The 14,913-nt window shown below is 69.6% G+C and carries 9 protein-coding genes; 7 read left to right on the top strand and 2 right to left on the bottom strand.

Going from position 1 to position 14,913, the window contains the following annotated elements:
- Positions 1-20 precede the first annotated feature (20 nt).
- From ASD23_RS15050 to ASD23_RS15035, 4 genes are all read left to right on the top strand, one after another.
- Positions 21-1,364 carry an aspartate aminotransferase family protein gene (locus ASD23_RS15050; protein ID WP_056012280.1) on the top strand — a complete coding sequence of 448 codons (1,344 nt, stop codon included), beginning with the start codon at positions 21-23 and terminating at the stop codon, positions 1,362-1,364.
- Positions 1,365-1,367: 3 nt separating this feature from the next.
- Positions 1,368-2,918, top strand: a complete 1,551-nt coding sequence (locus tag ASD23_RS15045) for a CoA-acylating methylmalonate-semialdehyde dehydrogenase (protein WP_056012277.1) — start codon at positions 1,368-1,370, stop codon at positions 2,916-2,918.
- Positions 2,919-3,235: 317 nt separating this feature from the next.
- Entirely contained in the window at positions 3,236-6,010 is a 2,775-nt protein-coding gene (locus ASD23_RS15040) for a glycoside hydrolase domain-containing protein (RefSeq protein ID WP_056012274.1), read from the top strand.
- 88 nt (positions 6,011-6,098) lie between these two features.
- Complete coding sequence (locus tag ASD23_RS15035; protein ID WP_056012268.1) at positions 6,099-8,990, top strand: discoidin domain-containing protein; 2,892 nt, start codon at positions 6,099-6,101, stop codon at positions 8,988-8,990.
- Positions 8,991-9,025: 35 nt separating this feature from the next.
- On the opposite strand, the gene ASD23_RS15030 is transcribed toward ASD23_RS15035, so the two are convergent.
- Entirely contained in the window at positions 9,026-9,826 is an 801-nt protein-coding gene (locus tag ASD23_RS15030; protein WP_056012265.1) for an enoyl-CoA hydratase/isomerase family protein, read from the bottom strand.
- A gap of 116 nt (positions 9,827-9,942) precedes the next feature.
- On the bottom strand, positions 9,943-10,860 hold the full coding sequence (locus ASD23_RS15025) for a LysR family transcriptional regulator (protein WP_056012262.1): 918 nt from the start codon (positions 10,858-10,860) through the stop codon (positions 9,943-9,945).
- 529 nt (positions 10,861-11,389) lie between these two features.
- Here ASD23_RS15025 and ASD23_RS15020 point away from each other — a divergent pair.
- Genes ASD23_RS15020 through ASD23_RS15010 form a run of 3 tightly spaced genes read left to right on the top strand, consistent with a single transcriptional unit; the run spans position 11,390 to position 14,906 of the window.
- Positions 11,390-12,130: a peptidase E gene (locus ASD23_RS15020; protein ID WP_056012259.1), complete on the top strand. Its 741-nt coding sequence runs from the start codon at positions 11,390-11,392 to the stop codon at positions 12,128-12,130.
- Positions 12,127-13,482, top strand: a complete 1,356-nt coding sequence (locus ASD23_RS15015; protein ID WP_056012256.1) for an anaerobic C4-dicarboxylate transporter family protein — start codon at positions 12,127-12,129, stop codon at positions 13,480-13,482. The genes ASD23_RS15020 and ASD23_RS15015 overlap by 4 nt, the downstream gene beginning before the upstream one ends.
- Entirely contained in the window at positions 13,482-14,906 is a 1,425-nt protein-coding gene (locus ASD23_RS15010) for a threonine/serine ThrE exporter family protein (RefSeq protein ID WP_056012253.1), read from the top strand. Before ASD23_RS15015 ends, ASD23_RS15010 begins: the two co-directional genes overlap by 1 nt.
- Positions 14,907-14,913 lie beyond the last annotated feature (7 nt).

The raw sequence follows: 14,913 nt of genomic DNA, 5'->3' as shown, positions 1-14,913 counted from the left end.
ACAGGAAAGGCACCGAAGCCATGACCGACACGAACACCGGAGGCGGCCTCACCGACGGCCTCGACGAACTCGCCCGCGAACTCGACCGCGAGCACGTCTTCCACTCGTGGTCGGCGCAGGCCAACCCCTCGACCCTCGTGATCGCGAGCGGCCGGGGCAGCCGGGTCTGGGACCATGCCGGCCACGAGTACCTCGACTTCTCGAGCCAGCTCGTGAACGTCAACATCGGCCACCAGCACCCCTCGGTCGTGCAGGCGATCCGTGAACAGGCCGAGCTCTTGACGACGATCGCCCCGTCGACGGTGAACCTCGCGCGCGGCGAGGCCGCCAAGCGCATCGTCGGGCACGCACCATCCGGGTTCCGCAAGGTGTTCTTCACGAACGGGGGCGCCGACGCGAACGAGAACGCCATCCGCATGGCGCGCCTGCACACCGGCCGCGACAAGGTGCTCTCGACCTATCGCTCGTACCACGGCAACACGGGTGCGGCCATCGTCTCGACGGGCGACTGGCGCCGCATCCCCAACGAGTTCGCCCGAGGCCATGTGCACTTCTTCGGGCCATACCTCTACCGCTCGGAGTTCTGGGCGACGACGCCCGAGCAGGAGTCCGAGCGGGCGCTGCAGCACCTGCGCCGGGTGATCGAGGCCGAGGGCCCGTCGTCGATCGCGGCGGTCCTGCTCGAGACGATCCCGGGCACCGCCGGCATCCTGATGCCGCCGCCCGGCTACCTCGCGGGGGTGCGCGAGCTCTGCGACCGCCACGGCATCCTCCTCATTCTCGACGAGGTCATGGCCGGGTTCGGCCGCACCGGCCGCTGGTTCGCGTTCGACGGCTCCGGCGTGCGCCCCGACCTCATCACCTTCGCCAAGGGGGTCAACTCGGGCTATGTGCCGGTCGGCGGCGTGATCATCTCCGACCCGATCGCCGCGACGTTCGACGACCGGGTCTTCCCCGGCGGCCTCACCTATTCGGGACATCCGCTCGCGATGGCCTCGATCGTCGCCGCGCTCGACGCGATGGAGTCGGAGGGCATCGTCGAGAACGCCCGCGACATCGGGGCGACGGTCATCGGGCCGGCGCTCGCCGAGCTCGCCGAGCGGCACGCCGCCATCGGCGAGGTGCGCGGCGAGGGGGTGTTCTGGGCGATCGAGCTGGTCGCCGACCCCGCGACCCGCGAGCCGCTGCCCGCTGCGGCGATGGGCCGCCTCAAGTCCGCGCTCGTCGAGCGCGGGCTCCTGCCGTTCGTGCAGGACAACCGCATCCACGTCGTGCCGCCGTGCGTCGTCACGGCCGACGAGGTCGCCGACGCGATGGCGATCTACGACGACGTACTCCGCACCGCACTCGAAGGAGAGGGCTGAACCATGAGCCAGGCAGACCGCAACACATCATCGCTCGCTGAGACCCAACCGCTGGGCGCCGAGTTCGTCACCGTCGAGCACTGGATCGACGGGGCATCCGTCGCCGGTGACGGGGGCCGCAGCGGGCCCGTCTACAACCCGGCCCGCGGCGTCGAGCAGAAGCGGGTCCGCTTCGCCTCGACCGAAGACGTCGACGCCGCCGTCGAGGCCGCGGCCCGCGCGTTCCCCGCGTGGCGCGACACCTCGATCGCGAAGCGCCAGCAGGTGATGTTCGCGTTCCGCGAGCTGCTCAACGCCCGCAGTGGCGAGCTCGCCGCGATCCTCACGAGCGAGCACGGCAAAGTGCTCTCCGACGCGGCCGGCGAGATCGCCCGCGGCCTCGAGGTCGTCGAGCTCGCGTGCGCGATGCCGGGCTACACGAAGGGCGAGTACTCCGAGAACGTCTCCACCGGCATCGACGTGTACTCGACGAAGCAGCCCGTCGGCGTCGTCGGCATCATCAGCCCCTTCAACTTCCCGGCGATGGTTCCGCTCTGGTTCTTCCCGCTCGCGATCGCGACCGGCAACACGGTGGTGCTGAAGCCGTCCGAGAAGGACCCGTCGGCCGCGATCTGGCTCGCCCGGCTCATGCAGGAGGCCGGGCTGCCCGACGGCGTGCTGAACGTCGTGCACGGCGACAAGGTCGCCGTCGACGCGCTGCTCGAGCACCCGGTCGTGCGTTCGATCTCGTTCGTCGGCTCGACGCCGATCGCGAAGTACATCTACGCGACCGCGACCGCGAACGGCAAGCGGGTGCAGGCGCTGGGCGGTGCCAAGAACCACATGCTCGTGCTGCCCGACGCCGACCTCGACCTCGCGGCCGACGCCGCCGTCAACGCCGGGTTCGGCTCGGCGGGGGAGCGCTGTATGGCCGTCTCCGTCGTGCTCGCGGTCGACTCGGTCGCCGACGAACTCGTCGCGAAGATCAGCGAGCGGATGTCGCGGCTCACCACCGGCGACGGCACCCGCGGCTGCGACATGGGGCCGCTCATCACCCGCGAGCACCGCGACAAGGTCGTCGGATACCTCGACGTCGCGGCGTCCGACGGGGCGACGGTCGTCGTCGACGGACGCGACACCCCGATCGACGGGGACGACGACGGGTTCTGGCTGGGCCCGACCCTCGTCGACAAGGTGCCGCTCGAGTCATCCGTCTACCGCGACGAGATCTTCGGACCGGTGCTCGGCATCGTGCGCGTCGACGGCTACCAGGAGGGGCTCGACGTCATCAACGCGTCACCCTACGGCAACGGCACTGCGATCTTCACGAACGACGGCGGTGCCGCGCGGCGATTCCAGCGCGAGGTGACGGTCGGCATGATCGGCATCAACGTGCCGATCCCGGTGCCCGTCGCCTACCACTCCTTCGGCGGCTGGAAGGACTCGCTCTTCGGCGACGCCAAGGCGTACGGCCCGCGCGGATTCGACTTCTTCACGCAGGAGAAGGCGGTCACCTCGCGCTGGCTCGACCCGAGCCACGGCGGGCTGAACCTGGGCTTCCCGCAGCACGACTGAGCGCATCGGCCTGCGCATCGACATGAGCGAAGCGCGCATCCCGATTGCGCGTTGCGCGAGGCCCGAGCGAGCGAGCGGGAGCGACCGTGCGCGTGCACGGCGAGATTGCGCGCGACACCGCTGTTGACGGCGCGCTCAGCGGGATTGATCATTCGCGGAACCGCCGCGCCGCGGCGCCCGCTGACGCGGAATCTGCCCCTTGACGACCCCTCGGCAATACGAGAGGCTCGGGCCAATCTGAACGCTTCTGCGTGCTTCGGCCGGTTTCGATCAGTTCGAATCAGTGTCGATCAGCAAGTCACATCGGAAGGAACGGCATGTCCCCCTCGCTCGGATCACTCCGCCGGAAGATCGCGATGCTCGTCGCCGTCGGGCTCGCGGTGCCGCTCGCGCTCGTCGCCATGCCCGCTGCTGCGACGGCGGAGCCGACGACGGTGATCGTCGACGATGCCACCTCGAGCGGCACCAACCGATTCGAGTTCGGCGCCGGATGGAACGCCGGCACCGGCCTCGACCCGGCCAAGTGGAACGCCGGCACCGAGCACTGGGCCAGGGCGGCCGATCGATCCGCGTTCACCTTCTCGTTCACCGGGGAGCAGGCGCGGCTGTTCGGCATCAAGGACGTGCCGCACGGCAAGTACGCCATCTCCGTCGACGACGGCGCCGAGGTCGTCGTCGACGCCTACTCCCCGACGCGCACGTTCAAGCAGCTCCTCTTCGACACCGGCGCCCTGCCGGCCGGGAACCACACCGTGAAGCTCCGGCTCACCGGTGAGAAGAACGCGGCGGCCTCCCGCGCCGACGGCCAGATCGACTTCGCCGAGGTCATCGCCCAGCGCGTGCCCGTGACGGGCGTCGAGATGGACGAGACGCCGATCGAGCTCGTCGAATCCGCGACGCGTCAGCTCGAGGCATCCGTCGTCCCCGCCGGAGCGACCGACGCCTCGCTGCGCTGGTCGTCCTCCGCCGAGTCGGTGGCGACCGTCAGCGCGACCGGGTACGTCACCGCGGTCGCCGCGGGAACGGCGACGATCACCGCCACCTCGGTCGACGGTGGATTCACGGCGTCCCGCGAGGTCACGGTGACGGCGGCTCCGACCACGCTGAGCGGCGCGGTGGGCGAGACGAACTTCCACTACACGACCACGAAGTACTTCGACGACTACCGCCGCAAGTACCTGAGCGACGTCATCGGCATGTCGGGCACCGATTGGAGCGACACGGCCTGGCGCAACGACCGCGTCAGCGGTCAGTTCGTGCTCTGGACCGGTGCCGAGGCGAAGACCGGCGTGCGGGTCGAGAGCGCCACGCTCGTCGGTGCATCCGGCGCCGCACTCGACGCGAACGGTCTCGACCTGAACTTCGTCGATTCGGTCATGGCCGGCCGCGGCCGCCCCTCGCTCGGCAAGCCGCAGGAGCCGATCCCCGACGTGCTGTCGACCGACGCGAGCGTCGACATCGCGGCGCACACCGTGCAGCCGCTCTGGCTGATCGTCGACGTGCCGGCGGATGCCGCAGCCGGCCAGTACTCGGGCGAGGTCGTCGTGGTCGACGACCAGGGTGAGCGCATCACGTTCGACCTGGGCATCGAGGTGCTCGACCTCGAGCTCCCGGCCGCGGGCGACTGGGACCAGTTCATCGACCTCTGGCAGAACCCCTACGCCGTGGCCCGGGTCTCCGGCATCCCGGCGAACCAGCTCTGGACGCGGGCGCACTTCGACGCGATGCTGCCCCACTACCAGCGCCTTCGCGACGCCGGTCAGGACGTCATCACGGCGACGGTCGTCAACGACCCGTGGGCCTCGCAGACCTACGACCCGTACGGATCGATGGTGCAGTGGACCAAGAAGGCCGACGGCACGTGGGCGTTCGACTTCACCGTCTTCGACAAGTGGGTGTCGTTCATGATGGACGAGGTCGGCATCGACGGGCAGATCGACGCGTACTCGATGGTCAACTGGGCCAGCAAGGTGCAGTACCTCGACGCGGCGACCGGCCAGACGATCACGGCGAGCGTGCCGGTCGGCTCGGCGATCTGGACCGAGATGTGGAGCGCGTTCCTCGAGTCGTTCGGGCCGCACCTGCAGGAGAAGGGATGGTTCGACCGCACCTACATGGCGATGGACGAGCGCGCGCTCGGCGACCTCATGTACGCCGTCGACCTCATCGACGCGCACGCCCCCGGGCTCAAGGTGGGTGCCGCGATGAACTACAACAGCCTCACCGACCCGCGGCTCGATCGCATCGACAAGATCTCGGTGTCGTCGGATCACGTGCTCGTCGGCGACGCGGTGTTCGAGGCGACGATGAAGCACCGGCGCGAACTCGGGCTGATCACGAGCATCTACTACTGCGTCGGCATCTACCCGAACACGTTCATCCGCTCGAACCTCGCCGAGGCCGCGTGGACCCAGTGGAAGACTGTCGCGACCGACTCCGACGGCTACCTGCGGTGGGCGTACGACAGCTTCGTCGCCGATCCGTTCGTGACGACCGACTTCAAGACCTGGGAATCGGGCGACACCGCGCAGGTCTACCCGGGCAACGTCTCGTCGGTGCGCTGGGAGCGCATGAACGAGGGCATCCGGGACGCCGAGAAGGTGCGCTGGCTGAGCGAGCAGTCGCCCGAGGCGGCGGCCGAGCTGAAGACCGCGCTCCGCGCGATGGGCAACCCCGGAGTGAAGAAGGACCCGTACGGCGGCGTCATCGATCCGGGCGACGTCGACATCCCGGCCGAGGTCGATCGACTCGAGGGCGAGCTCGAGCGCATCACGCGAGCGTTCCTCGAGGCACGCGACCTGCTCGACCTCACGGTGACGGCGGAGGCCCGCTGCATCGGCACGAAGACGGTGCTCGCGGTCACGGCGCGGAACGACGAAGCGGTGCCGATGTCGATCTCGTTCACCTCGTCGTACGGCAGCAAGTCGTTCGCGACGGTCGCCGCCGGCAAGAACGCCACCCACGTCTTCACGACCCGACTGGCGAGCATCCCCGAGGGCACCGTCACGATCGAGGCGGTCGCGACGCTCGACGGGGCGGAGACCTCGTCGACGCGCACCACGGCGTTCGCGGCGAAGTCCTGCTCGAACTGAGCGAATCCAGCGTTTCCGGCTACCCCGGGTGATCCGGGGTACCCGGCGTTCCCAGCGTCTCGCATCCCAGCATCTCGAAGGAGAGAACATGAGCATCAGAGGTCGTTCGAACACCCGGGGTCGCGCCGCAGCCGCCCTCCTCCTGGGGGCGGGCGTGATCGTCTCGACGTTCGTGCCGGTGGCGGCCCAGGCCGCCGAGAACCCGGCGCCCCGCATCATCCCCGAGCTGCAGACCTGGACCGGCGGCACCGGCTCGTTCACGCTCGACGGTTCGAGCCGCATCGTCGCCGATCCCGAACTCGAGGAGGTCGCGACGCAGTTCGCCGCGGACCTCGAGGCGACCACCGGCATCTCGGTCGACGTCGTCGGGGGCGCTCCGTCCGCGGGTGACCTCGTGCTCGACTACGACGAGGCGCTCACTCACGCGCCGGGTGGTGAGTTGTTCCGCACCGAGGGGTATCGCCTGACGGTCTCCGCCGACGGCGTCGAGATCGCCGCACCGAACACGGATGGCGCGTTCTACGGCACCCGCACGGTGCTGCAGGCGCTGCTGCAGTCGCCGGGTCGCGCCGAGCTGCCGATCGGCGAGAGCATCGACTGGCCGAACCACGAGGTGCGCGGGTTCATGCTCGACGTCGGACGCCGCTTCTTCACCCCCGAGTTCGTTCGCGACTACATCACGATGATGAGTTGGTACAAGCTCAACGAGTTCCAGATCCACCTGAACGACAACGAGATCCAGCGGCCGGCCGGCGGCTGGGTCGACGCGTACGACGGCTTCCGGCTGGCGTCCGACAACCCGGCCTTCGCGGGGCTCGCCTCGGAGGACGGCGCCTACGACCGGGCCGACTGGCAGAGCTTCGAGGATGCCGCCGCGGCCCACGCCGTGACGATCATCCCCGAGATCGACGCGCCCGCGCACTCGCGCTCGTTCATCCGCTGGAAGCCCGAGATCGGGTTCAACGGCGGCGACTCCGACCACCTCGACCTCTCGAAGCCCGAATCGACCGAGACCATCAAGGCCGTGTTCGACGAGTTCACGCCATGGTTCGAGGGACCCGACGTGCACATGGGGACCGACGAGTACCCGCGTGAGGGCAGGGACGACTACCGCACCTTCTTCAACACCATGGCCGAGCACATCCGCGGGCTGGGAAAGCACCCGCGCGCGTGGGGCAGCATGACGGTGATGCACGGCTCGGCTGCCGGCTACGACCGCGACGTGACGATCAATGCATGGAACAACGGCTGGTACGGCATGGCCTCGGCCCTCGCCGACGGCTACGACTTCATCAACACGAACGACGGCGACCTCTACGTCGTGCCCTTCGCGAACTACTACCACGGCAACGGGCTGAACAACTCGTCGCTGTACAACTCGTGGCTGCCGAACAAGCTGGGCAGCACCGAGGTGGTACCTGCCGGCACGCCGAAGGGCGCGATGTTCGCCGTCTGGAACGACCTCGTGCACCGCGAGTACACCGAGCTCGACGTGCACGGACTCATGCGCGACTCGTTCCCGGTGATCGCGCAGAAGACCTGGAAGTCGACCACGCCCGCGCTCGGCTACGGCGACTTCACGATGCTGCAGCGCCGCATCGGCGCTGCGCCGGGGCTCACGACGATCGATCAGGGCAACGGCACAGCCGCCGCAGGCGAGCGATCGCTCGGCGCCGTCGTGACGGCATCGTCGAGCAACGAGGGCACCCCGCCCTCGGCCCTCACCGACGGACGTTCACTCACCCGCTGGGCGACCTCGGAGCAGACCGCCGAGGTGGTGCTCGATCTCGGCGCATCGGCGCCGACCGGTCGGGTCGAGATCGACTGGGCCGGGGTCCCGCCGACCAGCTACGACGTTCAGGTCTCGACCGACGGCCGGTTCTGGCAGCACGCCGCCGACGACGTCGATGGCGAGACCGGTGCCGTGGACCTCGGCCGGCTTCCGGCACGATACGTCGCCCTCCGCGACATCCGTGCCGGTGACGGGGACATCGCCGCCTGGCGCGTCTCCGTCTTCAGTCCTGCGCCACTCACGAAGGGCGCGACGGCGACGGCCTCGGGCGTCGAGGCCGCCTCGTTCCCGGCGAGCCTCGCGATCGACGGCAACGATGCCACCCGCTGGTCGGCCGACTACAGCGCCCAGCCGTGGATCGCGGTCGACCTCGGGTCTGCGCAGCGCTTCGGCGAGCTCTCGCTGAAGTGGGAGGGCGCCTCCGCCAAGGACTACACGGTCGCGGTCTCGAGCGATGCGCAGACCTGGACCCCCGTGGCCACTCGTACGGCCATGGCGGCCGGCGCGCGAACGGACCTGGTCACCTTCACCCCGATCACCGCGCGGCACCTGCGCGTGACGGTCACGGCGAAGAACCTCAGCCCGTACCTCAGCCTGTTCGAGTTGTCGATCCCGTCGTCGGCCGAGCCCGAGGCGGCGATCACGGCGGAGATCTCACCCGCGGAGCCCGACGGCCCCGACGGCTCCTACGCGACCTCGCCGACGGTGACGGTCCGGGCGAGCGGCAGCGCGGGCCCGGTCTCGGACGTCGAGTACCGCGTGAACGACGGCGAGTGGGCGGATGCCTCCGGCCCGATCCTCCTCGACGGCAACGGCGAGCTGCGGCTCGAGTACCGCGCCACGGTCGGCGACATGCCGGTCTCCGGGTACGGCGTCGTCACCGTCGCCGCGGCTCCCGAGCTCGATGTCGAGGCGTCGGTGACGAGCCGGTGCATCGGCGGTCGGGCCGTGCTCTCGGTGCGGGCGCTGAACGGCGAGTCGCTGCCGCTCGATGTCACCCTCGCGACCGACTACGGAGTGAAGTCGTTCACCGCCGTGGACCCGGGGAAGAACGCCGTCCACGCCTTCTCGACGCGACTGGCCACGCTGCCGGCCGGCGAGGTCGACGTCACGGCGACGGCGCACGTCGACGGGAGCCCCGTGTCGTCCACCACGGTCGTGCCCTACGACGCACGAAGCTGCGGCTGAGCACCCGACCGACCTCGCGCTGACCCGTCCGACGGTCAGCGCGAGGTCGGTCGCGTTCCGAAGGCCGCGATGCGGGCGCTCGCCTCGGGCGTCGCGAAGGCGGCGCCGATCGTTCGCGCCTCGTCGTCGAGCGCCGTCTGGAAGTCGCGGGTCAGGCCCGAGCGCACGAGGCGCTTCGCCTGCCCGAAGGCCGCGGTCGCCCCGTCGATCCACGACTGCGCGATCTCGCGGGCCCGCGCCTCGAGGGCATCGGGTGCGACGACCTCGGCCACGAGGCCCCAGTCGAGCGCCTCGGCTGCGGTGAGGGTGCGCGAGGTCAGCGTGAGCTCGAGCGCGCGGCGGGTGCCGACGGCCTCGGGCAGCAGCGTGCTCACGCCGCAGTCGGGCGTGAGCGCGACATCCGCGTACCGGCTCGCGAAGGTCGCGTGCTCGGACGCGACGATGAGGTCGGCGACGAGCATGAACCCGAGCCCGCCGCCGGCGACGGGTCCCTGCACGGCGGCCACGATCGGCTTGGAGCTCTCGCGCAGCGTGCGGTGGCCGTCGTGGATCGCGTCGGCGAGGGCGGTGATCGTCGCGGCGGCCGACTTCTCGCCCTTCGAGACCGCAGTGGCTGCGAGCTCGGACATCGCCCGCACGTCGCCGCCCGCGCAGAACGCACGGCCGTTGGCGTCGAAGAGCACGGCGCCGATGTCGTCGCGCTCGGCGATCTCGTGGGCGAGCGCCTGCCAGCGGGCGATCGCGTCGGGGTCGACGGCGTTCAGCCGGTTCGGGCGATTGAGGGTGAGGCGGGCGAGCCCGTCTTCGACTTCGAACAGGACCGCGTCATCGCTCATGGACGTGGAGTCTACTTCGCCGCCCGGGACCACTCGTGTCGCACCGGACCCATGATGTCCGTGGTCCCGTGCGACACGAGGTGTCCTGAGCGTCGTGCCGGCGGGCGCGGCGCGGGTCAGGCCGCGGCGTGCGCCTGCTCGAGTCGCGAGGCACGCGCCACGAGCACGTCGAGCACGGTGCGCACGGCGAGGCGCTCCGCGACATCCGGCCGCACCAGTGCCACGATCTGCCGAGCGGATGCCACGCCGCGCAGCGGCTTCAAGATGATCGAATCGGGCACGGCGCCGCTCGTGAACCGCGGCACGAAGGCGATGCCGAGGCCCGCCTCGATGAACGCTTCGATGATGCGCATGTCGCTGAACCGCTGGCTCACCTTCGCCCGCTGACCCGCCTGCTGCTCGATCGCGTGCAGGATGCGCTCGAACGGGAAGCCCGGCGGCACCCCGAGCCACGTCTCGTCGACGAGGTCGGCGGGGGTCAGGTGCGCTCTCCCGGCGAGGCGGTGGTCGGCGGGCAGCCCGATGTCGAGCGGCTCGGTCAGCAGCGGAACGGCCTTCAGGCCCCGGCCGCCCCAGGGCAGCACGCCCGGCATGGTGTGCGCGAGCACGATGTCGTAGTCGCTCGTGAGGTCGGCGAACTCGGCGAGCTCGGGGTCGAGATCGGTCGCACGCACCACGAGGCCCGCCACCTCGGCGAGGTCGGTGAGCACGGCGGGCAGAAGGGTCGCTCCGACTGTGGGGAAGGTGAGGAGCGAGACCTCGCCGCTCGGGTGGTTGCGGAACTCGTCCCACAGGGCGGTGGCGCGTTCGAGCGCGATGGCCACATCGGCGGCGCTTCGGGCGAGCGCGTGGCCCGCGCTCGTGAGCACGACGCCTCGTCCGCTGCGCTCCGTGAGTGGCATGCCGGCCTCGCGCTCGAGCACCTTGAGCTGCTGCGACACCGCCGAAGGCGTGCGGCCGGTGGCCTCGGCGACGGCGGTCACGCTGCCGCGTTCGGCGAGCTCTCGCAGCAGGTCCAATCGCCGTACATCCATGTAGTCAGCCTACATCGTTATTGTAGAATCGTGAGCTTGTGCTGAAGAGTTCGCGGCGCGAGAATTGAGGTGTCGAACACGTGCAATGGGGCATCGACTGCTCGATCACCCGCTCGTACTTCGAAAGGAATCACCATGGTCTTCGTACTCCTCGCCGCCGTTTCCGTCGCCGCCGTCATCGGCTCGATCGTCGTCACCGCTCGTGACGGCTACCGTCGTCAGCCGCGAGAGACGTTCGCGCGCACCGTCTAGGTCCGCGAATCCCGGGGGTCCGTTCCCCGGAACGCCGGGCCGCGAGCACCGGAAGGGGCAATCCTCCCGTCGATGCGCGGCCCGAGGGTCGCGTCAGCGGCCCGATTGCAGGGCCGCCGCGCGGGGGAGGGACACCCCGCGGGGCGGCCCTTCGTCATGCGTATCGGATGCGTATCGGGATGCGATGGGGGGATCCCGATGCGTGCCGTCGTGTCTCTCGACACCGCCGATGATCTGCCGCTAGCGTGTGCCCGAGGGTTCGACGTTTGGGGGAACGATGGCGCACGTTGTTGCGACCGGCGCAGGCAAGGCGATGATGGAGCGACGGGCCGACCCGACGCACGACTACATCTTGAAGCTCACCGGCAAGGAGCGCCCGCGCGTGCTGTTCGTCGGCACGGCGACCGGCGACGACGCCGCGTACATCGTGAGCTTCTACACGACGTACGACTCCGACCGCTGCGCACCGCATCACCTGCCGCTCTTCCACCGTGCCGTCGACGACCTCGCGGGCTTCGTGAAGGGCTTCGACGTGATCCACGTCGGCGGCGGCAACACGGCGAACATGCTCGACGTCTGGAAGCGCCAGGGTCTCGACGAGATCATGCGCGAGATGTGGGAGGACCCGAACTCGACCACGGTCTTCACCGGCGGCTCGGCCGGCGGCATCTGCTGGTTCGAGGGCGGCACGACCGATAGCTACGGACCCACGCTGCAGGTGCTCCCCGAGGGCCTCGGCTTTTTACACGGCAGCTTCTGCCCCCACTACGACGCCGAAGACCAGCGGCAGCCCCTGTTCCACGCTTCCCTGTTGAGCGGTGAGCTCGCGACGGGCTACGCGGTCGGCAATCTGCAGTCGCTGCACTTCGAGGGTTCCGAGTTCGTCACGGCCATCAGTCCCGTCGAAGACGCGCTCGCGCTGAAAGTCGAGGCGATCGACGGCGAGATCGTCGAGACACCGCTGCCGACCACCGTGCTCGCGAGCACGGGCCCGATCGTGAAGGGGCCCTCGTCGTGAACGACAACGTCTGGATCCTCGTCGCCGAGCTGATCGTCGTCATCCTCGCGATCTACATGGGCACCCGCACGAGCGGGATCGGCCTCGGCGTGTGGGGCCTCGTCGGTGTCGCGGTGCTCGTCTTCGTCTTCGGCGAAGCGCCGGGCAATGCCCCGGTCGACGCCGTGTTCATCGTCATCACCGTCATCACCGCGGCATCCGTCATGCAAGCGGCGGGCGGCATCGACTGGATGGTCTCGGTCGCGTCGAAGGTCATCAAGAAGCGGCCGAAGTCGGTCGTCTTCCTGGCGCCGGCGATGTCGTTCCTCTTCACCGTCGGCGCCGGCACGGGCAACATCTTCTATCCGCTGCTGCCCGTCATCTACGACGTGTCGTACCAGCAGAAGATCCGCCCCGAGCGCGCGCTGTCGGTCTCCGCCGTGGCCTCGCAGGTCGGCATCCTCTGCAGCCCGGTCTCCGCCGCCACCGCCTCGATGGTCGTGCTGCTCGCGCCGCAGGGCGTCGACCTCGGCAAGCTGCTGCTCATCATGTGGCCGGCCTCGATCGTGGGCCTCGGCATCGCCGCGCTCGTCATGGTCAAGCACGGCAAGGAGCTCGAGGACGACCCCGAGTTCCAGCGTCGCGTCGCCGAGCACCTCGTGAAGCCGGCCGTCGTGGTCGACGCCGACAAGAAGCTGCCGCGCAGCGCCGTGCTCTCTGCCTCGATCTTCCTCACCGGCGTCGGCGTGATCGTGCTCTTCGGCCTCTTCGAGGGCCTGCGCCCGATCATCGGCACCGATGACGACGGGGACCCCGTGCGCGTGAGCATCACCGTCATCATCGAGGTCATCATGGGCGTCATCGCGGCGCTCATCTTCGTCACCTGCAAGGTCAAGGCGGCGGATGTCCCGAAGCAGTCGACCTTCCCGGCCGGCATGGTCGGCGCGATCGCCCTGTTCGGCATCGCGTGGCTCGCGAACACCTTCGTCGCCGCGAACAACACGCTCATCGTCGACGGCCTCGGATCGCTCGTCTCCGGCTCGTCGGCGTTCCTCGGCGCGCTGCTCTTCGCACTCGCCCTCTTCCTCGTCGCGATGCTCACGACGAGCCAGTCGAGCGCGACCAATGCGATCGTCCCGATCGGCATCACCATCGGCCTGCCCGCACCGCTGCTCGTCGGCCTCTGGCCGGCGGCGATGGGCATCTACACGCTGCCCGCCAACGGCAGCCAGGTCGCCACGGTCGCGTTCGACCAGACCGGCACGACCAAGATGGGCAAGTTCGTCTTCGACCACTCGTTCCAGCTGCCGAACCTCGTCTACGTCGTCGTCGCGATCCTCGTGGGCGTCGCGCTCTCCTTCGTCATCGTCTGATGACGGAGGCGGCCGACCAGGCGCTCCTCCGCAGGTTCCTCCTCGGGCTCGCGGAGGGCATGAACGCGGCAGCGGACTCGACCGACAAGATCCGCGACACGCTCGTGAAGGTCTCGAGCGCGTACGGGCGCGACGACACGGATGTCGTCGTGCTGCCGACCGTGATCCTCATCGAGACGGCTGCGGGCGACGAGGGCAGGGTCGCGATCCGCTCCTCGGTGAACGCCTCGTTCCGATTCGACCAGATCGCGGCGCTGTATCGCCTGATCGACGCCGCCGGTCGCGCAGAGCTCACGCCGCTCGAGGGCATCACGCGGTTGAACGAGATCGGCGCGATGAAGCCGTCGCACGGATGGATCGTGCGCACGTTCGGTCACGCGGTGCTGACCACAGGGCTCGCGCTGTTGCTCGCACCGACGTGGCAGGGCGTGCTCGTCGCCTTCGTGCTCGGCGCATTCATCGGCGTCGCCAAGCTCGTGCGCTCGCCGACGCTGCAGATCGTCTTCCCCGTGTTCGCGGCCTTCGCCTGCGCCACCGCGGTCTTCCTCATCGCCCCGTACTTCGCGATCGGCGACCCGATCAGGCTGCTCATCGCCCCGCTCGCGACCTTCCTGCCCGGCGGCGTGCTGACGACGGCCGTCGTCGAGCTGGCGGCGGGCCAGATGCTCGCGGGCGCTTCGCGCCTCGTGTTCGGGCTCGTGCAGCTCTCCCTGCTCGCCTTCGGCATCCTGGCGGCGGGCACCCTCGTCGGGGTCGGCAGTTCCTCGTACGTGGCGCTCGACTCGGGCGACGGCTTCCCGTGGTGGACCGCGCTCTTCGGCGTGCTGCTCTTCGCGATCGGCAACTACCTCCACTTCTCGGCCCCACCGCGGACGTTCGGCTGGGTGCTCCTCGTGCTGCTCGTCGCCTACACCGGCCAGGTCGCGGGCGGGGCGCTCATCGGGGCATCCGTCAGCGGATTCATCGGCGCGCTCGCCATGACCCCCGTCGTGCTCTGGATCGCGACGCTGCGTCACGGCGCCCCGTCGCAGCTCACCTTCCTGCCCGCGTTCTGGTTGCTGGTGCCGGGGGCTGCCGGCCTCGTCGGACTGACCGAGGCCATCGGCACCACGCGCGGATACGAGGACTTCGCCGAAGCCCTCGTCTCGATCATGTCGATCGCGCTCGGCGTGCTCATCGGCACGGCGCTCTATCGCGTCGTTCACCAGGGGGCCGAGGAGATCGCGGACTTCCACATCGACGTGCCGGCGGCGCTCGCCGAGGAGACGGCCCCGCCCTTCTGGGCGCGCCTGCTCCCGGGCACCCCGCGGTCGTTCTGGGGCCGCCGGCGAAGGGCGGCGTCGAGTCCTCGACGAGCGGATGCCTCGATGCCGCCGCCGCTCGCTGAGAAATCCGCCCCTTCCTCTCAGGCGACCGGGTCGTAGAGTATTC

Origin of the sequence: Agromyces sp. Root1464 (genome assembly GCF_001427265.1) — a bacterium.
Taxonomy (GTDB): domain Bacteria; phylum Actinomycetota; class Actinomycetes; order Actinomycetales; family Microbacteriaceae; genus Agromyces; species Agromyces fucosus.
Note: the sequence above shows the minus strand (reverse complement) of the source record. Positions and strands in the feature narration are given on the sequence as shown.